The sequence below is a fragment of the Halorubrum orientale genome, from assembly GCF_059623105.1.
Window position 1 is genome coordinate 374,158 of the sequence record NZ_JBSPSR010000001.1, and the last position, 21,483, is coordinate 395,640.

At 64.5% G+C, this 21,483-nt stretch carries 18 protein-coding genes and 1 tRNA gene; 12 read left to right on the forward strand and 7 right to left on the reverse strand.

Annotation, left to right across the window (positions count from 1 at the left end; all coding sequences use genetic code 11):
* The first annotated feature begins 242 nt into the window (after positions 1-242).
* From priS to ACWUI7_RS01980, 3 genes are all read left to right on the forward strand, one after another.
* Entirely contained in the window at positions 243-1,406 is a 1,164-nt protein-coding gene (gene priS / locus ACWUI7_RS01970) for a DNA primase small subunit PriS (RefSeq protein WP_496640486.1), read from the forward strand.
* Positions 1,403-2,518: a hypothetical protein gene (locus tag ACWUI7_RS01975; RefSeq protein WP_496640487.1), complete on the forward strand. Its 1,116-nt coding sequence runs from the start codon at positions 1,403-1,405 to the stop codon at positions 2,516-2,518. The genes priS and ACWUI7_RS01975 overlap by 4 nt, the downstream gene beginning before the upstream one ends.
* 84 nt (positions 2,519-2,602) lie before the next feature.
* A complete protein-coding gene (locus tag ACWUI7_RS01980; protein ID WP_496640488.1) occupies positions 2,603-3,847 on the forward strand; it encodes an MBL fold metallo-hydrolase in 1,245 nt (414 codons plus the stop codon).
* Positions 3,848-3,970: 123 nt separating this feature from the next.
* Here ACWUI7_RS01980 and ACWUI7_RS01985 read toward each other — a convergent pair whose 3' ends face one another.
* A complete protein-coding gene (locus ACWUI7_RS01985) occupies positions 3,971-4,228 on the reverse strand; it encodes a hypothetical protein (RefSeq protein WP_496640489.1) in 258 nt (85 codons plus the stop codon).
* 172 nt (positions 4,229-4,400) lie between these two features.
* Between ACWUI7_RS01985 and ACWUI7_RS01990 the strand changes: the two genes are divergently transcribed.
* Together ACWUI7_RS01990 and ACWUI7_RS01995 are read left to right on the forward strand one after the other, a co-directional pair.
* A complete protein-coding gene (locus ACWUI7_RS01990) occupies positions 4,401-5,195 on the forward strand; it encodes an inositol monophosphatase family protein (RefSeq protein WP_496640491.1) in 795 nt (264 codons plus the stop codon).
* Positions 5,196-5,296: 101 nt separating this feature from the next.
* On the forward strand, positions 5,297-6,280 hold the full coding sequence (locus tag ACWUI7_RS01995; protein WP_496640492.1) for a replication factor C small subunit: 984 nt from the start codon (positions 5,297-5,299) through the stop codon (positions 6,278-6,280).
* Positions 6,281-6,299: 19 nt separating this feature from the next.
* Here ACWUI7_RS01995 and rnhB read toward each other — a convergent pair whose 3' ends face one another.
* On the reverse strand, positions 6,300-6,989 hold the full coding sequence (gene rnhB / locus ACWUI7_RS02000; protein WP_496640493.1) for a ribonuclease HII: 690 nt from the start codon (positions 6,987-6,989) through the stop codon (positions 6,300-6,302).
* A 47-nt stretch (positions 6,990-7,036) separates the two neighbouring features.
* Positions 7,037-7,408, reverse strand: coding sequence for a 30S ribosomal protein S8e (locus ACWUI7_RS02005; protein ID WP_496640494.1), 372 nt, complete (start codon positions 7,406-7,408; stop codon positions 7,037-7,039).
* Positions 7,409-7,623: 215 nt separating this feature from the next.
* Between ACWUI7_RS02005 and ACWUI7_RS02010 the strand changes: the two genes are divergently transcribed.
* From ACWUI7_RS02010 to tsaA, 4 genes are all read left to right on the forward strand, one after another.
* Positions 7,624-7,956 (forward strand): ferredoxin, encoded by a 333-nt coding sequence (locus ACWUI7_RS02010; RefSeq protein ID WP_496640495.1) that lies wholly within the window; start codon positions 7,624-7,626, stop codon positions 7,954-7,956.
* A 47-nt stretch (positions 7,957-8,003) separates the two neighbouring features.
* Positions 8,004-8,088 (forward strand) — tRNA-Leu (locus ACWUI7_RS02015).
* Positions 8,089-8,553: 465 nt separating this feature from the next.
* Positions 8,554-9,492: a DNA adenine methylase gene (locus ACWUI7_RS02020; protein ID WP_496640589.1), complete on the forward strand. Its 939-nt coding sequence runs from the start codon at positions 8,554-8,556 to the stop codon at positions 9,490-9,492.
* Positions 9,493-9,542: 50 nt separating this feature from the next.
* A complete protein-coding gene (tsaA, locus tag ACWUI7_RS02025; RefSeq protein ID WP_496640496.1) occupies positions 9,543-10,049 on the forward strand; it encodes a tRNA (N6-threonylcarbamoyladenosine(37)-N6)-methyltransferase TrmO in 507 nt (168 codons plus the stop codon).
* A 97-nt stretch (positions 10,050-10,146) separates the two neighbouring features.
* Here tsaA and ACWUI7_RS02030 read toward each other — a convergent pair whose 3' ends face one another.
* The 3 genes from ACWUI7_RS02030 to ACWUI7_RS02040 all read right to left on the reverse strand — a co-directional run bounded on the left by ACWUI7_RS02030 (position 10,147) and on the right by ACWUI7_RS02040 (position 18,028).
* Complete coding sequence (locus tag ACWUI7_RS02030) at positions 10,147-14,247, reverse strand: beta strand repeat-containing protein (protein ID WP_496640497.1); 4,101 nt, start codon at positions 14,245-14,247, stop codon at positions 10,147-10,149.
* A 202-nt stretch (positions 14,248-14,449) separates the two neighbouring features.
* Complete coding sequence (locus ACWUI7_RS02035) at positions 14,450-15,265, reverse strand: GLUG motif-containing protein (protein ID WP_496640498.1); 816 nt, start codon at positions 15,263-15,265, stop codon at positions 14,450-14,452.
* 183 nt (positions 15,266-15,448) lie between these two features.
* A complete protein-coding gene (locus ACWUI7_RS02040) occupies positions 15,449-18,028 on the reverse strand; it encodes a histidine kinase N-terminal 7TM domain-containing protein (RefSeq protein ID WP_496640499.1) in 2,580 nt (859 codons plus the stop codon).
* Between the two features lie 186 nt (positions 18,029-18,214).
* Here ACWUI7_RS02040 and ACWUI7_RS02045 point away from each other — a divergent pair, with 186 nt between their 5' ends.
* Both ACWUI7_RS02045 and ACWUI7_RS02050 read left to right on the forward strand, forming a co-directional pair.
* A complete protein-coding gene (locus tag ACWUI7_RS02045) occupies positions 18,215-18,592 on the forward strand; it encodes a sulfatase-like hydrolase/transferase (protein ID WP_496640500.1) in 378 nt (125 codons plus the stop codon).
* A 21-nt stretch (positions 18,593-18,613) separates the two neighbouring features.
* Positions 18,614-19,552 carry a sulfatase-like hydrolase/transferase gene (locus ACWUI7_RS02050; protein WP_496640501.1) on the forward strand — a complete coding sequence of 313 codons (939 nt, stop codon included), beginning with the start codon at positions 18,614-18,616 and terminating at the stop codon, positions 19,550-19,552.
* A 34-nt stretch (positions 19,553-19,586) separates the two neighbouring features.
* Here the strand turns inward: ACWUI7_RS02050 and ACWUI7_RS02055 are convergent, their stop codons facing one another.
* The gene (locus ACWUI7_RS02055) at positions 19,587-20,426 is read right to left on the reverse strand and encodes a phosphatase PAP2 family protein (RefSeq protein ID WP_496640502.1); all 840 of its coding nucleotides are present in this window, start codon (positions 20,424-20,426) and stop codon (positions 19,587-19,589) included.
* Positions 20,427-20,559: 133 nt separating this feature from the next.
* Here ACWUI7_RS02055 and ACWUI7_RS02060 point away from each other — a divergent pair, with 133 nt between their 5' ends.
* A complete protein-coding gene (locus tag ACWUI7_RS02060) occupies positions 20,560-21,432 on the forward strand; it encodes a pantoate kinase (protein ID WP_496640503.1) in 873 nt (290 codons plus the stop codon).
* Positions 21,433-21,483 lie beyond the last annotated feature (51 nt).

The following is a 21,483-nucleotide window of genomic DNA, read 5'->3' on the forward strand; positions in this document are numbered from 1 at the left end:
CGACCCGAGCCGAACGCGGAAAAAAGCCGCGTGCGGCTCGCGTCGACTGTGGTCCCCGCTGACGCTTCGGCCCTCCAGACGAAGCGTCGTAATAGTGTACAGCAATGTGGTAAATAAACCCATCGAGGGCAGCCGATTTCGATACCTGACTCACGTGTGGACATCGGTCGAGAAAGGAGACGGCCGTGTTTCCGCCGACGAACGACACGCCTATACTTCGACCGTCGCTACTACAAGAGACGATGGACGAACGGACGCGCGAGTACCTCTCCGGCCGGTTCAGCGACTACTACCGGGGTGTCTCGCTGTCGCCGCCGCCGGACGCACACCTCCGCGAGTGGGGTCACATCCCCTGGACGCCCGGGTCGGGGACGACGATGGTCCGTCACCGGTCGCTGTACGACCTCGGCGACATCGACACGTTCTTCGCCGACACGGCACCTCGACACGCCTACTTCTCTGCTGCCCGATACGATGACCCAGGAGCGTCGACGATGTCGAAAAAAGGGTGGCGATCAGCCGACCTCGTTTTCGATCTCGACGCGGATCACCTGCCGTCGGTCGACCCTACAGAGGCGAGCTACGCGGAGATGCTTGCGGCGTGTAAAGACGCACTCGTCCGGCTGCTCTCGTTTCTCGAGGACGACTTCGGCTTCGACGATCTCACTGTGGTTTTCTCTGGGGGGCGCGGGTATCACGTCCACGTGCGAGACGAGGACGTGCACACACTGGACAGCACGGCGCGCCGTGAGGTCGTCGACTACGTGCGGGCGATCGACCTCGATGTAGACGGACTGATACGCACGGTCGCCGACCGCGGCACGACAAAGCGGGTCCTCCAGACAGAAGGCGGGTGGGGGGTTCGTGTCCACGAGGCGCTTGTCGAGTACGCCCGCGACCTCCGTGCGATGGACGAGTCGGCGGCACGAGATCAGCTGATGGAGCTCGACGGGATTGGTGAGGGCCGGGCCGAGACGATTCTCGGTGCGTTCGAGCGAAATCCCGATGCGGTGCGCGAGGGTAACGTTGAGGCAGGGGGACCGGGTGTCCGCCGACTCGTCGCCGCGCTCGTCTCGCGGGTGACGGCCACCGAGACGGCACCGATCGACGAGCCCGTGACCACAGACACTAGACGCCTCATCAGGCTGCCTGGCACGCTCCATGGCGGGACCGGCCTCGTCGTCACACCGATCGACCGCGACGAGCTCGACGAGTTCGACCCGCTCCGTGATGCGGTTCCGGACCGCTTCGTCGGGCGTGATATCCGCATCGAGTGTGAGCAGTCGTCGACGGTAGAGTTAAGCGGAACGAGTGTGAGTGTTCGACCTGGAACCAATTCCGTTCCCGAGTTCGTGGGCGTCTTCTTGATGGCCCGCGGCGCGGCGCAGAAGGCACCCGAACGATGAATCTTGACGAGCTTCGATCCGCCCAGGCGAAAGAGCGCCGAAAGGACAGTCTCCAGCACCTGCGCGACGCGTTTTATGACGACGTGGCAGCGTATGTGGCCGACCTGCGTGCCGCGCGTGACCGGCGGGCCGAACAGGTCGAGAACCCGTTCGCGGATGACGACGTCCGGCGACTGTCAGATGAACTCGAGACCACAGAGGAGGTCGCAAAAGCACTCTACGAACGACGAGTCGGGAAAGTGGTGAAACTGGCCTCGTTTGCGGCTGCGGACATGTCTGTTGACACCGACGGGATGACGTCCGAGGAGCGGGCGTTGTTCGACGACCTCGTTTCGCGCATCCGGGTGAACAAGTCGACGGTCCTCGCGACCCTCGCTGGGGACGCACCGCCTGGCACGGCAGACGAGTCGGATACGGGTGGGACGGACACAGCCGAGGTGCCCGACGCGACAGCGCCGACTCACCCCCCAGAACCGACGACGGGGCAGACGGACGAACCGGCCGACACGATCGAGTCGAGCCGCTCAGACACGCCAAATTCCGCCGACGCAGCGGCCACGTCGTCGGACCAAAGCACGGCATCGTCGTCGACAGAAGACGGTTTGGACCTGCTCGCTGGAGCAATGGGAACCGCCGCCTCGGACGCACCCGCTACAAGCGATCCTCCGTCGGACGCTGCTGAAGCCACCACCTCTGTCGAGGACCCCACCTCACCCGACCCCGATCTCGACTCTGACCCTGATCTCGACCCCAACCCCGACCTAGCGTCCTCACGTGCTGCGGATGCTGAGGCGTCGACATCGCCGTCGACGCCTGAGACACGGCCCGCAAGCGACCCGGCTACCGAAGATCACACTGACGGGTCGACACCGAAGCCAAGTGCGACCCAGACAGACGGGGGCGCGACGGTGGCGTCTGCAGGCGACGATAGCACGACCACCGATCGCGACACCCATCCCGACCGCGAGACGGTTCGGATCACCCGCGATGTGGGATCGATCCTCGGGGTCGACGATCGTGAGTACGAGCTCGCAAGCGATGACGTCGTCACGCTCCCGGCGGCGAACGCGACGCCACTCGTCGAGCGCGACGCCGCAGAACGAATCGAGTGACCCTGACGCAGATTGGATGAGCCGCCGTCCTCACACACTCACAGACCGACGACCTCTCCTGTCTTCGACCCATCGTCCCGCGTCATGGAGGTGTCGTTCCTGGGTGGAGCCGGAGAGGTCGGTCGGAGCGCGGTGCTCGTCGACGACTCGCTATTGCTCGATTACGGCGTGCTCGCGAGCGACCCGCCACAGTACCCCGTGCAGACTCCCGACCCGGACGCCGTCGTAATTTCTCACGGCCACCTGGATCACGCTGGCGCTGTGCCGGCGCTTTTAAAAGGGCAGCGCCGACCGGATGTCCACTGGACGCCTCCGACCGGCGAGCTCACCCGGATCCTCGCGAGCGACACGCTGAAACTCTACGGCGGCAGCCCACGGTGTCCGTTTACCGACGAGCACGTGGCGCGACTCGGTGAGGTAGCACACCGACACGGATACGAGGAGCCGGTTGTCATCGAGGCTGGTGGGACGACCTACGAGGTGACCCTCTTCGATGCGGGCCACATTCCCGGCTCGGCACACGTCCTCGTCGACGACGGTGAGACACGGCTGCTGTACACCGGTGACTTTCACACCGACAACCAGCGGCTCGTCGCGGGAACGACTGCGCGTCCCACCGCCGACGTGGTGATCTGTGAGAGCACGTACAGCGACGTGGCTCACGACGACCGCGGCGACGTCGAACGTGGGTTCGTCGCGAGCGTCGAGGAGACGCTCTTGGAGGGCGGTACGGTTATCGTTCCCGCGTTTGCCATCGGTCGGACACAGGAGCTGATGCTGGTTTGTGCGGCACACGATCTCCCCTGTTATGTCGACGGTATGGGAACGCAGGTGACCACGATGCTCCGACACCAGCCCGAGTTCGTCCGTGACGCTGAGGCGCTCCGTCGTGCGGCGGGTCACGCCCGCGTTGTCACCGGACGCGACGGGCAGCGTCGGCGGATCACCGACCAGCCGACGGTCGTCATCACCACAAGCGGGATGCTGTCTGGGGGCCCCGCGATGACGTACATCCCGGCTGTTCGTGGCAACCCGGTGAACAAGGTGGCCATGACCGGCTACCAGGTCGAGGGGACGCCTGGACGGCAGCTCCTCGAGACCGGCACCGCAACGATCGACGGACGACCGATGTCAGTCAGCGCCCAGGTCGAACAGTACGACTTCTCGGCGCACGCCGACCGCGACGGACTACTTGGATTCCTCGAGGACTATCGGGATGCAAGGGTGCTCGTCACCCATGGGGACCGCTGTAAGCGCTTTGCCGAGTCGCTTCGTGCAGCCGGTCTCGACGCGAGCGCGCCGACGCTCGGTGCGACGGTGTCTGTGTGAGTCGATACTGTGGCGTGATGTGTGTCGTATCGGTGTAGCGACACACTCGCCGTCGACCACCGCTGACTCAACAACCGACCGACAAAAGGGATCCAGGCGTGTGTTGCTGACCGGTCTCGCGCGTCACTCGCCGCCGTCGGTGTAGAGCCGCTCGTCGATCACGCGCTCTGCGGTCTCGTTTGCGTCTGCTGGCGTCGGGCAATCGCCACAGAAGACCGTCTCGGTGAGCTCACCCGCGAGCGCGTAGACGGCTCGGCCGCCGGCTCGGTCGTCGACACGCTCGAACGTCGGCCGGTAGCCGGCGGCGGTTCGGTACCCTTCCTCGTCGAGTGACGCGTCGATGGCATTTTGCAGCTGACGGACCGCTTCTTGGGGGCGCATACTATAGTCCAACGTCTACACATTGTTAAAGCTACTCGAATTCACAATTGAGTTAATTCTGTGTTGACGTGGCGGTCAATCGTCCGTCGACGTCAGGGAACCGGACTAGTGAGTCGACACGTGCGGTCTGTGGATCGACGTCTATACGCGCCTCCGTGGCTAAACCACGTATATGAGTGACACCGCCGAGCGCGCTGCGCTCGCTGAACGGGCGGCTCAAGCCGGTGCTCGTGTCGCTGCCGACGCCTTTCGGACGGACATCCCGGTTGAGGCAAAAGGCGAAGACGACGTGGTGACCGAGGCGGACCGGGCCGCACAACGGACGGTCATCGAGACAATCCGCGATTCATTCCCGGACGACGCGGTTGTCGGCGAGGAAGCCGACGTCAGCAAACGCGTCCCGGCGGACGGCCCCGCGTGGATTGTCGACCCGATCGACGGGACCCACAACTACGTCAGGGGGATGCGTACGTGGGGAACTGCGGTGGCAGCCGTCGTCGACGCCGAGCCGGTCGCAGCAGCGACGGTGTGTCCCGCCCTCGGCGACGCGTACACCGCCGATGCTGCGGATGCGTATCGAAACGGCGAGGAGATGCACGTCAGTGACGTCACCGAGCCGCGCCGGGCAGCGGTCAATCCGACACTCTGGTGGGACCACTCGACCCGCGACGAGTACGCGAACGCCTGTGCGGCGATCGTCGAGCGATTCGCCGACATGCGGCGTCTCGGTGCCGCCCAGGTCGCGCTCCCCACCGTCGCGTCGGGCGGGCTGGAGGGTGTCGTCTCGAACCTCCGGGCGAACCCCTGGGACTCCGTCGCCGGCGTCTTCATGATTCGGCAGGCAGGCGGGCGGGTAACCGATCTTGACGGCGAGCGGTGGCGACACGACGCCACCGGGCTCGTCGCCTCTAACGGCCACCTCCACGACCAGATGGTTGCGGCCGCCCGAGCGATCGATCGTCGCTGAGGCTGGGGTCCTGTCTGTGGCACTCCTCCGCGCCCGTCCCCCGGACGCGTTTCACCGCGTTCTCGGGTCGTTTATGACCCCGCCGGTCGTTACACGAAATAATGAGTGAGGCCGACGAGCAGCCGGCGGCGACCGCAACCGGCCGAGAGATCTGGATCGAAAAGTACCGCCCACAAGGACTCGACGACATCCACGGCCAGGAGGCCATCGTCGAGCGGATCCAGAGCTACATCGACCAAGACGACGTGCCGCACCTCTTGTTTTCTGGACCAGCCGGTGTTGGAAAGACTACCACCGCCACCGCAATCGCACGCGAGGTGTACGGTGACAATTGGCGCGGTAACTTCCTCGAGCTCAACGCCTCCGATCAACGCGGTATCGACGTGGTTCGAGATCGGATCAAGGGGTTCGCGCGGTCCTCGTTCGGTGGCGATTTCCGGATCGTGTTTCTCGACGAGGCCGACTCACTCACCGATGCGGCCCAGGCAGCGCTCCGCCGGACGATGGAGCAGTTCTCCGATAACACCCGCTTTATTCTCTCGTGCAACTACTCCTCGAAGATCATCGACCCGATCCAGTCGCGGTGTGCGGTGTTCCGATTTTCGCCGCTCGGTGACGAGGCGGTCGCCGCACAAGTTCGTGAGATCGCCGCTACAGAGTCGATCGAAGTGACAGACGACGGCGTCGACGCGATTGTGTACGCCGCCGACGGGGATATGCGCCGCGCGATCAACTCACTGCAGGCAGCTGCGACGACCGGCGAGGTCGTCGACGAGGAGACGGTGTACGCGATCACCGCGACGGCCCGCCCAGAAGAGATCGAGTCGATGGTTACCGACGCGCTTGCGGGCGATTTCACTCGGGCGCGGTCGACACTCGATACGCTGTTGACCGACGTCGGGATGGCTGGCGGTGACATCATCGACCAGCTCCACCGCTCGGTCTGGGCGTTCGACCTCGAAGAGCGCGAAGCCGTCCGCCTCCTCGAACGAATCGGCGAGGCGGACTACCGGATCGCCGAGGGCGCGAATGAGCAGGTGCAACTCGAGGCGCTGTTGGCGACGCTGGCACTTGACGCGGTGTGAAGCGAGCGCCGCTATCGACTCAAAACTCGTCGAGTGCTGACTGTTCGGCGGCCGCAAGCACGTCTGCACACGTCGCCCACGACCGGCGGGCGTGCGGCGGCACGTCGCCGTGGTCGCCGACGTACGCCCGGAGGAACGCGCGCGTCGTCGGGTCACTCGGGTAGCCGCTGCCGATCCTCTCATACGCCGGATACGTGCGGTCGATCGCCGTGACCCGTGCGTCGCGGGCGACCTTCGCGACGATACTGGCCGCGCCGACGACCGGGTCGGTCTCGTCTGCGCCGTGGGCCGCATCCACGGTGATCGAGTCGGCGATACCACTGTCGTCCATATTCGACGCAAGTCGTGTCGCGAACCGCGACTCGGAGGTGTCGCCCGCATCGGCGACGACGCGGTCGCCCGAACAGACGACCCCACCGACGGCCCGTGCGTGACCCTGAACGGTGAGCGTGTTCATGTCCGACGCTGGCGCGTCGATCACGGGTGGGTCGATGGTGATGACTGCGAGCGTCACGGCGTCGTCGTCGCGGAGGGCGGCTGAGATCTCGGTGCGTCGCTCGGGTGTGAGCCGTTTCGAGTCGTCAACGTCGGCTGGAAGCCGAGCCGGCTCGGTGCGTACCGCCGCGACGACCATCGGCCCAATTACCGGTCCCTTACCGGCTTCGTCGACCCCGACGTACGCGTGCTGGTTGGTGGGTGTGTGGGACACGGCGCGTCAAGAAACGTGGGGTATCGGACGTGGACGGGAGTGGTTGTTTACTTGAGGAGAACGGCGTTGACGTGGCCGGTCTGTCCCGGTCGAGAGGTGACGCGAGCGCGGCCCTCGCTGGTCTCGACGATGGCGCCCTTCGTCACGATGTTTCGGCGGACGTAGTTGACGTTCGAAGGGTTCTCGACGACGTCTTCGATCTCGGCTTCGACGACCTCACCGCCGTCGGCGACTTGGGCGAGGTTCGTCGACAGCGCGCGGACCTTCTGTTCGGTGCCGCGGGAGTCGATGTAGCGGACTCGGGTCTCACCGACGGTCGTCTCGGCCGGCTCGCGGCCGAGCTGGTGGCGCTTCTTGTTCGCGGCGTGTTTCAATCGACCGCCTGTTCGCTTGCGCGTCGAGCGTCCTTGGTCTTTCATGTGCGTACAAGCGCCCAGCGAATACTTGAACCGTTCGACTCCGGCCGAGCCGCTCTCACGGCCGAGCGCGACCGATTCGCGGTGTGTGGTGATCCTTGCGGTCGCTGGCAGTCGCTTCCAGTTGCTGGCGGTCAAGCATGACGGAACCCTTTACTACTGACTGACAGCCTCGTGAGACCGACAGACGAAAGTCACGTGGCCACGCATCGAGAGGTATGAGCGACGAGGTGCTGACGGCGAGCGATATCGGCGGCTCGGGGCCGCCGGTTGACGAGAAGCCGTACAAGATCATCTTTGAGGCCAACAAGTGCTTCGGCGCGGGCAAGTGCGCGGAGGTCGCCGAGAACTGGGAGATGGACGTCATAAGCGGGATCGCAAAGCCGAAGACGTACTACATCGGCGAGGACGAGCTCGCCGAAAACGTGCGGGCGGCCGAAGTGTGTCCGGCGAAAAAAGAACGCGGTGTGATCCACGTTATCGACCGGCGAACGGACGAGGAGATCGCACCCAACCCACACGGTGACGGAACGCTCTCGGTTGATTGGTGAAACGTATCCGAAAGGGGTTTTATGGCGCCGGGGGAACCAGCAGATGCGCGGGGGTGGCTGAGCCTGGCCAAAAGCGGCGGACTTAAGATCCGCTCCTGTAGAGGTTCGAGGGTTCGAATCCCTTCCCCCGCATACGAGCGCGTTCACACCGTACTTCTCGCCTCACGACACCCACATCAAGCGGTGGCGCGCGCATCGTGAGCGCGCCGACGGCGTGCTCGCGAGCACGTGCGAGGGATGAACGAGTCGCCCGTGGGCGACGAGTGAATCGGCTGGGGAGGGTGTGGCGAAGTAGTGTTCGGGTGTCGCGCGGTCGTGTTCGTCACAGAGCTACTACAACAACCGTACAGAATCGGCTGGGGAGGGTGTGGCGAAGTAGTGTCTAGGTGTCGTGCGGTCATGTGGTTCACAGAGAACAAGGCGGATGCCACGGAGCTTGACATGGCCACTACACACATACGGAATCAACCGAGGGGTATGTGGCACGACTCGCGCCCAGGTGTCACACGATCACCGTCACACACATACCAAATCCTCGACAATCCGCATCACGCGTGGCGAGGTACTTATATGACCGCACGAACCACGAGCGAGTGGATGGCTGACCCGGTGCTCAAGTGGGTGGGCGGGAAGCGACAGCTCCTAGACGCGATATACGCGCGCTTCCCCGCCACGTATGACCGCTATCACGAGCCCTTCTTTGGCGGCGGTGCCGTTTTTTTCGACCTCGAACCGGCCGACGCCACGATCAACGACACGAACCCGCGGCTCGTCACCTTCTACGAGGTGGTTCGGGACCACCCGGACGCACTGATCGATCGCCTCCGCGCGTTCGACGACCCGACGGCCGGCCCCGACGACACCCAAGCGTTCACCGAAGAGACGTGGAACGGAACGGCCGTCGACCAGTACTTCTACCAGCAGCGCGCTCGGTTCAACCGCCGACCGTACGCCGACGAGCCGTGGCCGCGGACCGAACAGGACCGCATCGAGGAGGCGGCACTCCTCCTCTATCTCAACCGAACCTGTTACAACGGGCTCTACCGCGAGAACAGCCGCGGCGGGTTCAACGTCCCGATCGGACGGTACGCCGACCCCGACTGGGTCATGGCCGACCGCATCCGCGCCGCGAGCAGCGTCCTCGAGGGAGCGACCGTCCACGGTGAGGATTTCGCGTACGTCACCGACGCCGCAGACCCCGGCGACCTCGTCTACGCCGACCCCCCGTACCAGCCGATGAGCGCGACGGCGAATTTCGCCGAGTACAGCGCGGAGGGCTTCGACCGAGAAGACCAGCATCGACTGCTCGAGACCGTCCAAACCCTCGACGACGCGGGCGTGCACGTCGTCCTCAGCAACAGCGGCGTCACGTACGACTTGTACGACGACGCCGGCTTCTTCGTCGAGACGGTACCGGCCACGCGCGCTATTAACAGCGACGAGACCGCCCGCGGGACCGTCGACGAGATCGTCGCGACGAACGTCCCACCCGAAGCACGGGCCACGGACGGACAGGCCTCGATCGAGGACTTTTAAGCCTGGACCACTCCCGACGGGTCTTTATTATCGACACTCCCAGCCAACCCATGCGCGAGGACGCTCCGACGATGGAGTCGGTCACGTACGAGCCGATCGGCGTCGTCAGGTCGCCGTTCGACGACCCGGAGGGAATGCCGATACAACCGGTCGGTGCGGCCGACGCGGAAGGGGTCGTCGAGCTTGAGGAGACGTACGCGCCCGCACTCGCTGACCTCGGGGGATTCTCACACTGCTACGTGCTGTATCACTTTCACGCCGCCGAGGGGTCGGCTCCGCTGTCGGTCGAGCCGTTCCTCGACGACCGCGAGCGCGGACTGTTCGCGACCCGAGCGCCGCGACGACCCAACTCGATCGGTCTCTCGGTGGTCGCGATCGAGACGGTCCGCGACGCCGAGGTCGTCGTCCGCGGCGTCGACATCGTCGATGGCACGCCGGTGCTCGACATCAAGCCGTTCGTTCCGGCCTTCGACGTGCCCGCATCGACGAGCGGGGGCTGGGTGGCGGCGTCGTCGAACTCGCCCGAGTCGACGCGATCGGACGACCGGTTCGCCTGAGCGCGATACCTTTGGGCACACCAGCCCCGTGAGTGCATCAACCGGGCTCGATCGCTGCCGACCGCGTGTCACCCGTGGCTCGGGTTGAGGCCTCCGATCACGGGTGGTCCCAGTTGCGCCCGACCGCGACAAGTACGAGCATCACGAGTGCAACGAGCGCGCCTAGCGGCCCAAATCCGGGCGTGGCAACGTTGCTCGCTTCGGTCGTCACCGGGGTGTCCTCCGTCGTGGACTCGGATTCATCGCGTGATTCCTCGGCGAGCGACCCGTCGGTGGTCTCAGTCACTGATTCGCCCTGCACCGATGCGCCCTGCACCGCTTCCGGTTCAGTTTCGACCTCCGGCTGTGTGGTCGCAAGCACGAACGTCGAAAAGCCGGGTGTCTCTGCAGCGACGGTGACCATATGGTTCGTCTCTGCGGTAACACTGACGGTGACCGGCTCGTGGACCGTCCCGGCTGTATCGATGCGGTAGACGGCAATGTCTGCGGGGTCGATCTCGCTTGCCTCCAAGGCGGTCGCGTTGAGTGAAAACGCCAGCGTTGCGTTCGTCTCGGTCGACTCCCGCGGTGGGGTGATCGAAACGGCGCCGACAACGGTTGCCGATGACTCGATCGTTGGTCGGTCTGGCGTCTCGACGACCGCAACCCGAATCAATCCATCAACGGGCTCGGCGAAATCGATCGTGATTTGCTTCAGGGTCGAGTGGTCAAGCGTCTGTGTGTGGACCCTCTCCCCGAGCAGGAAGGTGCCGCTACCACTCCCGCCACTGCCGCCACCGCCCCCGCCGCTGGAGCTACTCGCATCACTGGAGTCGCCTTCGTCAGTGGAGTCGCCCCCGCCGCTGGAGCTACTCGCATCACTGGAGTCGCCTTCGTCAGTGGAGTTGCCCCCGCCGCTGGAGCTACTCGCATCACTGGAGTCGTCTCCGTCGTCGGAGCCACTCGCATCACTGGAGTCGCCTCCGTCGTCGGAGCCACTCGCATCACTGGAGTCGCCTTCGTCAGTGGAGTCGCCCCCGCCGCTGGAGCTACTCGCATCACTGGAGTCGTCTCCGTCGTCGGAGCCACTCGCATCACTGGAGTCGCCTTCGTCAGTGGAGTCGCCTCCGTCGTCGGAGTTACTCGCATCGCTGGTGCCGCCTTCGTCGTTGGAGTCGTTCTCACCGCCACCGCTTTCGGGATCCGGCTCAGTCGCGCTCGGGTCGTCTGCGCTGGTCTCACGCGCCGGAACGAGGATCTGTGGGTCCAACGGAAGCGCCGCAAGTACAGGATACCCGTCATCACTCGCGCCTATGGTCGATACGTCGACAGTCGACCATATCCTGTTGTCGAGCCCGGACATCGACTCGAGTGCGTTGCCTCCGATCATCGCTTCGGTCGAGAGAGCGGTCCCACCAGCCGACGACGACTGCGTCGTTCGGTTCGCGTCCCAGTACGTGGTCGCGGTGTCCACGGTGGCGCCATCGCTGACACCGATGAGTCCTCCAGCCTTCCCTGCGGTCGATCGTACCTCGCCTGCGGCGTACGACTGAGCAACGCTCACCCCATCGCTCGCGTTGCCGACGAGCCCCCCGGAGACACCCCTAGTAGTGTCGTTCGCGGTGACCGATCCCGTGGCGTACGACTGGGTTACGGACGCTTTCGAGCCACTCCCGTGCCCGATCAACCCGCCGACTTCGTCGCTTCCGGTGACGTTGCCGGTCGCGTAGGCGGTGGTGACGGTCCCGTCGTCGGTCACACCGACTAGGCCACCTGTCTGGGTAGACCCGGAAACTGCTCCTGTCGCAATTGCGCGGTTGATTGTTCCGCTGTTGATGCCTGCCAGTCCACCCGCACGTGTGCCCCCCAAGTCGTCACCCGTCGCAGTTACGGTCACGTTCGCAGTCAGGTTCGTCAACGTACCAATATTGTGCCCGACGCTCCCGCCAACGTATCGTATCGCATTGACTCTCCCAGTCACCGTGACGTTCGACACCTGACTTCCAAAGTATGCTTTCCCGGCGAGTCCGCCAACATCTTGACTTCCTGTGATGTTGACGGCAGCTAGAGTCAGATCGGTTACCGATCCCTCGACAAGCGATCCGTTCTCTCCAAGGGCTCCGAACAGCCCGACGAAGCTCTCTTTCGGCCGGTCGATCGTCAGGTTCGAGATGACGCGATCTGCGCCGTCGAACGAGCCGTTGAACGGAGCACTTCTGTTGCCGATCGGTTTGAATCCATTCGCGCTTGTCACCACTGTCTCATATCCTCGCGTCGACTGACTGAGATCCGCCGCGAGTGTGAAATTCGCCCCGAGATTCTCTCGTGTCGCATCGAGGTGGTTCCACGTTTTGATCTCGTACGGAGCCGTTTCAGTGCCGTTCCCACCAGCATACAGTAGTTCGTTCGGTGCTGGCGTCTGCGGGTTCACGATGAGCGTTGGGTAGAACCGGACGCTGTCGGTATTCGGGTTTGTCGCCCATACGCTGTTGCTGAGCGCGTCCATGTTACCCGGATCGAGCGCGTCGCTGCCGGTCATCTGTGCCGTGGTGAGTGCTGTACCGCCGTCTGAGGACGACTGGTTCGTTGTCTCGACGTTCCAGTAGCTGTCGCTGACGGATCCCGGTGAGTCGAATCTAATACCCCCAGACTTGCTCCCGGTGACGTTGACGAGACCTGTCGCGAACGACCGGTTGACTCGTCCATCGTCTCCGATGTAGCCAACGAGTCCGCCGACGCGTCTCTCGCCACGGATCGCCGCTGTCGGTGCCGCATAGGTGTCGTCGACCGTACCGCCGACAACGCCGATGAGCCCCCCGACCTTCTTGACTCCGGTGACGCCTCCGGTTGCGTACGATGTACTGACCGCCCCTCTGTTCCATCCGACCAGTCCCCCGACCCTCGTCTCGCCGGAGGCTGTCCCGGTCGCATTCGACCGAGTTATCGAAGATTGCGGGCTAGCGAGCCCAACGAGCCCACCGACATCGGTTTCGGTTGCCTCGATATCACCCGAGGCGGTCGACCGCTCGACGGCACTGTTCAGGTATCCGACGAGGCCGCCAGCAGAGCTCTCTCCCGCTGAAACGTTTCCCACCGCGCTCGAGCGGCTGATCATAGAGGACTGGCCGGCGAATCCAACGAGTCCACCGACGCTTCTATCTCCCGAGACAGCTCCCGACGCGGTCGACGCTGTGACCGTGCCGTTGGTGAACCCGACGAGGCCGCCAACGTAGCCTTCTCCCGAGACGGTTCCCGACGCATTCGAGGAATTGATTACAGAGTCTTGGTCAGCGAACCCAACGAGTCCACCGGCCACCTCAGACGACGTGGCCGAGGTGTTTCCCGATGCACTCGACGCTGTGACCTCGCCAACCAGGTACCCGACGAGGCCGCCGACGCTGTTCTCACCGGAGACTGTCCCGGTCGCATTCGAGCGATTGATTACAGAGTCTTGCTCAGCGTACCCGACGACTCCTCCTGCGTACTGTCCACTCGCGGTGACGTCGACGGTGGTGTGAGCGCGAGTGATAGTCCCGCGACTGATACCTACGATTCCACCAACACGTCCGTGCCCGGTGACGCTCCCACTCGCGTTCACGTCCACGAGTTCCCCAGCGGCGTCGTGTCTCCCGACTAACGCGCCGACATTGGTGAAATCGTTTTGTTGTGTTCCAGTGACAGTCCCACTTACGGTGGTGTTGCGAATTGCGCCCTTGTTCCGTCCAGCTACTCCCCCAGCTTTGTTTTTGCCTGTGACATCCACGTTGAAGAGAGTGAGATGGTTGATACCCGCGGACTGCCCGACTTCGCTGAACAGACCAACCGACGAGCTAGTGGGGCGATCGATCGTCAGGTTCGCGATGGAGTAGCCAGCGCCGTCGAACGAACCGGTGAACGCCGACCCGTTCGCGATTGGGTCGAAGCCCCGTGCCGTACCACTTTGTGTATCCCACTCATTTGTTCCACTCGCGTCGATATCGAGCGCTATTCGGTAGTCTCGGCCGAGCGTCGTCTCATTCCGTGTGATCGCCTGAAGTGCTTTGTCGCTGGTGATAAGATACGCCCCGTCGCGTTGCTGCATGTCGGCAAGAATCTGTGCCTGTTCTGTGTCATCTGGCGCAACAAAGTGCGGTGTTGACGTCTGGCGCGGAGTAGCTTTGAGGTCTGGGTAGTCTCCTGCGACTGTCGTCCACGTGGTGGCAAAATCGAAGCCAGTCATATTCCCTGCCGAGAACCCGCCTTGCATCTGCGCAGTCGACAGTCCTGTTCCGTTACTCGACGTCGATTCTCCACTTCGGTCTGTGTCCCAATAGGACCTCGACACGAAGCCACCGAGCTGTTTACCAACTAATCCACCGCTATTTGTGGTCCCACTAACCTCTGTAGCGGCGTACGAGTTGTTGATCTTCCCACCATTATGATCACCAACTAACCCCCCCAATATTTCGACTGCCAGCAGCACTGCCGGTGGCATATGAATTGGTTATGTTTCCTTCTTCGTTCTTCCCAGCTAATCCACCGACATTGTTAATCCCGATGACGGTACCTGTCGCGAACGACGTGTGAATATCTCCCCGTAAATTGTCACCGACTAATCCACCAACGTCTTTATTTCCTTCAGCCTCTGCGAGAACACGACTAGTAGCGTACGAACGGACGATACTGCCGCCGTTGGTAATACCTCCCACCAGCCCTCCAATTTTAGAATCTGCTCCCTCAAGACTCCCGGTGGCGTACGACTTTCGTACCGTTGCACCCTCATTCACACCGACCAGCCCACCAACGTACAAACTCCCCCGAACATCGGCATTTTCGAGGCCCACGTCTTCGATGACTGCGTCACTTCCCTCGACCACTCCGAAGAGCCCAACGTAATTCTCTGTGATCCGATCGATGTACAGCCCAGAAATCACGTGGCCATCTCCGTCGAATCTTCCGGTAAATTCGACATCTGCGCTAGGGGTCGAGTCGTACTCTCCAATCGGGTCGAACCCAGCCCCATCGTTCCACTGGTTCGTCCCGCTGGCGTCGATACCGTCGATCAAAACGTAGTCTTCGCTGAGCCCATTCGAGCCAATACACTGGAGCTGGCTCACATTCCCCACCTCGTTCCAGCCGGAACTGTTCTGTGCGTAGCCGATCGTCGAACACGCCGGTGCGGTGTCGGTGGCAGCCGCACTCCCAACGAATCCTCCTCCGACTGCGAGCAGTCCGCCGATCACCGCCACCACGACCACCAAACCGGCCCGACGACGCACACTCACGGTGCGCGCTCCATCGTTCGTTGTTCATACCAACTGCTGTCGACTGCACCACGTTCGTGCATGGATGTGCGTGAGCGCATGGCGACATACCTTGAGGGGTTACATATGTCACCCCCCGACGCTCACCGATGCACTAAAAAGCTCGAGAATCCCATTTCAGCGATTGAAACCCGTGTTTTCACGGCTCTCGTCGTTTCCAAACAGTGCCGTGAACAGCTCGTGTTCGGCGGCTCGCAGGTGCTTCATCACGGTGGTTCGCGAGACGCCGACCACCTCGGCGACGTCTGTGCCCGTCGCCCGTTGTGGTCGCTCGAAGAAGCCCATCTTCGTCGCCACCGCGAGCACCTCGGCTTGCCGATCGGTGAGTCCTTCTACCGACATCTGCTCCTCAGTGTCGCGCGACCGGGAGCGTTTGGTCCGCAGTGTCGCCCCTGGCCACGCCTCCCGAAGGTCCGCGAGGACGGTCGCCGCCAGCGTTCGCCGTGGGAATTCCGCCTTGACCACGAGTCGTGATCCGTACACCGTGTACCCCGTGATGAACCCCGCGTGCGTCCGAATCGTCTCGCCGATCGTCGACGCTGTCGTCCGTACCTGCACCAGCGACCGCCCATCGACTCCTTCTCTCATCTCCGCGGAGACGACCGTGTCGACCGCGTCCCCGGCGGCGGCGAACGACATCGCTGTCGCGGCGTCCGATGCTTCGACGAGCAGCGATGCGACGCCACCCTCGCCTCTCGCCGGTCGCGTGGTCGTTACGGCGAGTGGATCGAACGGCGTTCCGCGCAGGTCAACACACATCGCGAGCAGCGGGTGACTCGAGTCGGTTACCTCGATCGCGAGCTGGAGCACCGTCGGCGCGGTCAACACCGACCGAACCTGCTTGCGGTGCTGGACGAATCCAACAGTCTCCGCGAATTCCGCCAGCGGCTCTCGCGGGTCGCCATCCGACTCGCTGGCGACGATGGCCCCATAGCACACGCCCTCGTACGTCGCCGGGACCGCGAGCAGGGTCACTGGCGTCGACTCGTCGCCGCCATCCGTTTCCACACGAGGGGTTCGGGCACTGATCGCCGACTGCGCCACCCCGGCGATCGTTCGTCGGCGTGCGACACTCTCGTCTGTGGTCGCATCCCCCGACCCACCGACTGCCTCGTCCGCGGTCGCAAGCACCGTCTCGCCGTCGGCCTCGACCACCCAGACGGCCGCCGCGCCGATCCGGTCGCGCGCCTGCTCTGCGATCGTCGCTGCGATCGCCGGGACCGCAGCTGTCTCCATGAGGAGCTGCTGAAGCGTCTCCGTGCTGTCGCGCTCCCGGCGTAGCTCGTCGCGTGCCTTGACGGCGGCTAGTTCGGCCTCCTTCAGCTCTGTCACGTCGAGCATCGACCCTTCGATGAACCTGCCGTCGTCGACGTCAACGACCACGTCGGTTGCGTGCCCCCAAAACTCGGTCCCGTCTAGCCGGGCCCATCGTTGCGTCTCATCTCTCCGTTTCGAGGACTCCGCATCGGACCGTCCCGGTGTGTCCGCCGGTGGTGTTTCTGCAGTCGACTCGTCGATCCATGGAACCGACGCCGCCTGGAGCTCCGCAAGCGACGCCGCGCCGAGCATCTCGACTAACGCCGGATTCGCGTAGCGGAGGCTCGGGTCGGCGCTCTCATCGACGCGGTACACGCCGACTGGCAGTCGCTCGATGAGCGCGGCATACTGGGTGAGTTCGCGCTCGCGCTCGGCGAGCTCCGTGATATCGGTCAACAACAGCGCGTAGCCCCCCGTCCCCCCGACACCGCCGATCGCGGTTCGCTCGACGAACACCGTCTGGTCGCCTACCACCACCCGGCGGTCGGCAGACGAGAGCACCGCTTCGGGGAGATGCGCACCGACGTCACTCGCGACCAACGCCTCGCGGTCGCTCGCCCCGACGAGGTCGGCCGCGGCCGCGTTGGCGTCGACGATGTGGCCGCTGTCGTGGACGAGCAGGTAGCCGGCGGCGTGTGCCTCGAGCGCCTGGCTCCGCCCCGTGTGGACCCGGTCGAACACCCGGTGTCTGTAGATCATCACCATGTCGATGGCCATCGTCGCGCCGATAGCCGCTGGGGTGATGTCGAACCCCGACCCGCCCGGCGGATAGATCTCGAGTGCGCGGAGCGTGAACACGACGACGGGGATGATCGGGGCGATCCCGAAGATGATCCCGATGAATCGCGGCACCCGTCGGCGAACGACTGCCCATAGGATCACGGCCGTCATCACGAGCGTCACGCCGACAGACCACAGGATGTGCACGCCGAACAACGGGGTGACTTGTTGTTCGATCGCGACGTAGCCGCCGCCCGCGTCGACGAGGAGGGTGTGGATAAACACCCCGTCCGGCGTTCCCACCGCCAGCGCGATCGTCACCACCGGAATTGCGAGCAACATGCTCCACAGCCGACGCGTGATTCGCTCGGGCGCGACGTAATCTAACACGAGCACGACGAACAACGACGGCAGCCAGGCGTGTCCGACGAACTCGAGACGATACCAGAGCGTCTTCATCGCCGGGTCAGTGCTCGCTACTTTAATCGCCGCCGTCCCGACCCAGACTGCGATCGGGATGGTGATTGCGGCGACCATGACGACCCGCCGGCGCCGCTCTCGATACAGTGTGTACCAGACGGCGTACAGACCGATGAGAAACGAGCTCAGGCTGGCGACCACGAACAGCCAGAGCACGGGCGGATACTGCCAGCTACTCATACACTACCTGATACCTCCCCAGACCACTGCCAGTTGCACACCCACTTCCCGCATGGGGTGCTATTAACGATGTTGCTCGGTGACGCTCGAGGGTCACCCGTACCGGTTGTGAGCCGTCTGTGCGTCTCTACTTCGATACGGAGGACACATATCAAAGACTACCCTCCCGCACCCAGCGTGTGCCCCATGGGCATCCACGCCTCTCCGAACGTGCTGCTCGTCGTGCTCGACTCCGTGCGGGCCGCAAACTGTTCGCTGTACGGTGCGGCTCGCGAGACGACGCCGTATCTCTCACGACTCGCCGACGAGTCCATCGTCTACACCCAGGCTCGGGCGCCCTCGAACTGGTCGCTCCCAAGTCACGTGAGCCTCTTCACCGGGCTCGACGCACACGTCCATCAAGTGACCGTCCACGACCGACTCCGGGCCGGATACACCGTCTTCGAGGCGCTCTCTGTCGACGGCTACACGACCGGACTCTTCACCGAGAACGGCTTTCTGACCGGCCGCGACGCGGGCCTCGACGCCCCCTTCGAGACGACGGTCGGCGTGCCAGACGACTAGGACGACCGATACGACACGACCGTGCTCGACCCCGGTCCCGACGGCTTCTACTACGCCGACCGGGCGCTGGCGTGGAGTGCCGAGGTCGACGGCCCCTGGGCCGCGTGTCTGAACCTGATGGACGCCCACCGGCCGTTCGAGCCGCGTGAGGCGTACGATCACTGGGGTGACGACCGCGCACGGACGCTCCAGTCCGATCTCCCGATCCGCTGGGAGTGGGCGTTCTACGGCGGCGATCGTCCATACTGGCAGCTCGGCGCGCTCGAACCGCTGTACGACGGCGGTATTCGACAGTCCGACGCGGTCCTCGAACACGTACTTGAGTCGCTCCGGTCTCGAGGCGCGCTCGATGAGACGCTCGTGGTCGTCTGTGGCGACCACGGCGACGGCTTCGGCCAACCCGGTCGCGTCCCTGGCGAGCCCCCTGCCGTCTCTCACATCCTTCCGATGCACGAGGAGTTGTTGCACGTCCCCCTCGTCGTCCGGCCGCCCGGTGGGGCGACCGGTGAACGGGTCGACGAGCTTGCCGCGCTCACTCGCTTCCCAGCTGTGGTTCACGCGCATACCCGCGACGATCCGCCATCTCGTGGCTTCACCGTCGACCGTGCACTCGCGCTCAAACAACCCGTCACCGCCGACCTTCGCGAGCGGTTCGAACGACGCTGTGATCCGGTCGAGCCGTACCTCGAACCGAGCCGTGCCGTCTACGAGAACGCGCCTGACACCCCTGGTGCCGTCCGAAAGCGCTCGTACTGGGGCGACAGGGGAGTGACGACGCTCGTCCACGCTCCGGGCGTCGTCGAACACCGCGATCCGATCGAGCCGGAGACGGTCGACCGAGCCTTCCGTGACACCGCCAACGATCGCGATCCCGACCGCGACCCCGTCCGCGAACCGCTCGCGGGGCGACAACCCGACGCGGACGTCGAGGCACAGCTCGCCGCCCTCGGGTACTACTAACGACGAGAGCGGGAACCGACCCCTGTTGTGGGCGTCACCACCTCGCGCGGTCACCGCGCGAGACGATTCGGTCGGCGACGACGACGCCACCGACTGCGAGCACGCCGCCAGCGACGAGATCGGTGACCCAGTGGACACCGAGGTACAGCGTCGAGAGCAGGATACTCGCCACGAGGACGCCGGCGACGCCTGTCCACCGAGGGAACTCGTCGTGTGTCGACACTGCAACGAGGAACACGGTGACAGACAACGCGGCATGCATCGACGGGAAGACGTTCGTCTCGACGTTCACCCGCGCGGTGAGTCGTGTCACGCTCCGGAACGCCTCGAGCAGCGGTGCCTCGACCTGTGCGGCAGTTGGGTCGGCCCCGGGGAGCCGGTGGTAGTTTCGAGGCCCGTACGCGAACACGGCTGTGTAACACGCGATCGCGGCGAGGTACTCCACCGCGTACGCCGTGACGAGTGTCTTCACGGCTCGCGCGTTCGTGGCGAAGACGTACGCGACGAGCGGGAGAGTGAGGACGACCACGTAGCCGAGCACGTACACCGGCCCGAAGACGTACACGCCCCACTCGGGGATGGCGGACTGCACGGTCGCGACCGCATCGCCCTCCAGCTCGTAGAACCACAGCGTCGCCCGAACCCCGTATGCACGCGAGAGCGTCTCGAGTCGCCTGAGTAGTCCCTTGTTCACGAGCAGAACGAGCGCCAGCCCGCCGAGGTACGGCGCGACGGCTCGCAGCCGGCGTCGACGTCGATCACGGCTTCCGAGCACCGCACCGATTCGGTCTCGGCCGACACAGTACGGCACGAGGACGGCGAAGCTCACGAGCGCTCCTCCGGCAACGAGAAGCACCAAGGGGACGAACTGCATCAGTCGGCACGGCTTGCGACTCCCGGCACATGAGCACACCGGTCCCGGCGGGTTGGGCCGCAGACCACCACTTCGGCTCCAGTTCGGAGACCAGATGACAACGGTTAATCAGCGGGATCCCCTCTAACCGGATATGAATCGCCCGCGCGAAACCGCCGTCGTCCCCGGTCACGTCACCGGGTTCTTCAGCGCACACCCGGCTGCTCGGGCGGCGGCGGCCGGGTCGCGCGGTGCTGGCGTTACCCTCTCGACGGGCGTCACCGTTACCGTCACCCCCACCGACGCGACGACCTCGCTCACGCTCGACGGTGAGTCGGCATCGGTCGGCGCGGTCACGGACGTCCTCGACGCGCTCGGGGTCCGAGCGCGGGTCGAGATGACGACCGATCTTCCGGTCGGTGCCGGTTTCGGTGTCTCGGGTGCTGCGGCGCTCGGGACCGCGATGGCGGCCAACGCTGCGGCCGACTGCGGTCGGTCAGAAAACGAACTCGTTCGAATCGCCCACGAGGCGGACGTCGAGCGTGAGACCGGCCTCGGCGACGTGGTTGCACAGGCACGCGGCGGCGTGCCGATCCGACTCGAACCAGGCGCACCGGGATACGGCTCGCTCGACGGTATCCCCGCTAGTCCCCGCGTCGAGTACGTCTCGTTCGGTCCGCTGTCGACCGCCGATGTCCTCGCCGGCGACACCGACCGGCTCTCTGTGGCCGGTGCTCACGCGCTCGACCGTGTCATCGACGATCCGCGTCTCGAGACGTTTATGACCGCGTCGCGGGCGTTCGCCGAGCGTGCGAATCTGCTAGCCCCCCCAGTCGAGGCGGCGATCGACGCCGTCTCGGCCGCCGGCGGATCCGCGGCGATGGCGATGCTCGGCCAGACGGTGTTTGCCCTCGGAACGGGCCTCTCAGACGCTGGCTACGACCCGCACGTCTGTCGAGCACACCCCTCTGGAGCCCGACTCCTTCCGGACGACCCGCTCACCGACGAGTCGATCCCCGTTCGGTGACCGGCCGGTTGCCCGACAGGAGCACGGGCGTAGCCGTCCAGTCGCCGCTGC

What these genes read in the sequence shown, in the direction of transcription:
- priS (WP_496640486.1), top strand. Translation starts at nt 243, where the DNA reads ATGGACGAACGGACGCGCGAGTACCTCTCCGGCCGGTTCAGCGACTAC.
- ACWUI7_RS01975 (WP_496640487.1), top strand. Translation starts at nt 1,403, where the DNA reads ATGAATCTTGACGAGCTTCGATCCGCCCAGGCGAAAGAGCGCCGAAAG.
- ACWUI7_RS01980 (WP_496640488.1), top strand. Translation starts at nt 2,603, where the DNA reads ATGGAGGTGTCGTTCCTGGGTGGAGCCGGAGAGGTCGGTCGGAGCGCG.
- ACWUI7_RS01985 (WP_496640489.1), bottom strand. Translation starts at nt 4,228, where the DNA reads ATGCGCCCCCAAGAAGCGGTCCGTCAGCTGCAAAATGCCATCGACGCG.
- ACWUI7_RS01990 (WP_496640491.1), top strand. Translation starts at nt 4,401, where the DNA reads ATGAGTGACACCGCCGAGCGCGCTGCGCTCGCTGAACGGGCGGCTCAA.
- ACWUI7_RS01995 (WP_496640492.1), top strand. Translation starts at nt 5,297, where the DNA reads ATGAGTGAGGCCGACGAGCAGCCGGCGGCGACCGCAACCGGCCGAGAG.
- ACWUI7_RS02005 (WP_496640494.1), bottom strand. Translation starts at nt 7,408, where the DNA reads ATGAAAGACCAAGGACGCTCGACGCGCAAGCGAACAGGCGGTCGATTG.
- ACWUI7_RS02010 (WP_496640495.1), top strand. Translation starts at nt 7,624, where the DNA reads ATGAGCGACGAGGTGCTGACGGCGAGCGATATCGGCGGCTCGGGGCCG.
- ACWUI7_RS02020 (WP_496640589.1), top strand. Translation starts at nt 8,554, where the DNA reads ATGGCTGACCCGGTGCTCAAGTGGGTGGGCGGGAAGCGACAGCTCCTA.
- tsaA (WP_496640496.1), top strand. Translation starts at nt 9,543, where the DNA reads ATGCGCGAGGACGCTCCGACGATGGAGTCGGTCACGTACGAGCCGATC.
- ACWUI7_RS02030 (WP_496640497.1), bottom strand. Translation starts at nt 14,247, where the DNA reads ATGACTGGCTTCGATTTTGCCACCACGTGGACGACAGTCGCAGGAGAC.
- ACWUI7_RS02040 (WP_496640499.1), bottom strand. Translation starts at nt 18,028, where the DNA reads ATGAGTAGCTGGCAGTATCCGCCCGTGCTCTGGCTGTTCGTGGTCGCC.
- ACWUI7_RS02045 (WP_496640500.1), top strand. Translation starts at nt 18,215, where the DNA reads ATGGGCATCCACGCCTCTCCGAACGTGCTGCTCGTCGTGCTCGACTCC.
- ACWUI7_RS02055 (WP_496640502.1), bottom strand. Translation starts at nt 20,426, where the DNA reads ATGCAGTTCGTCCCCTTGGTGCTTCTCGTTGCCGGAGGAGCGCTCGTG.
- ACWUI7_RS02060 (WP_496640503.1), top strand. Translation starts at nt 20,560, where the DNA reads ATGAATCGCCCGCGCGAAACCGCCGTCGTCCCCGGTCACGTCACCGGG.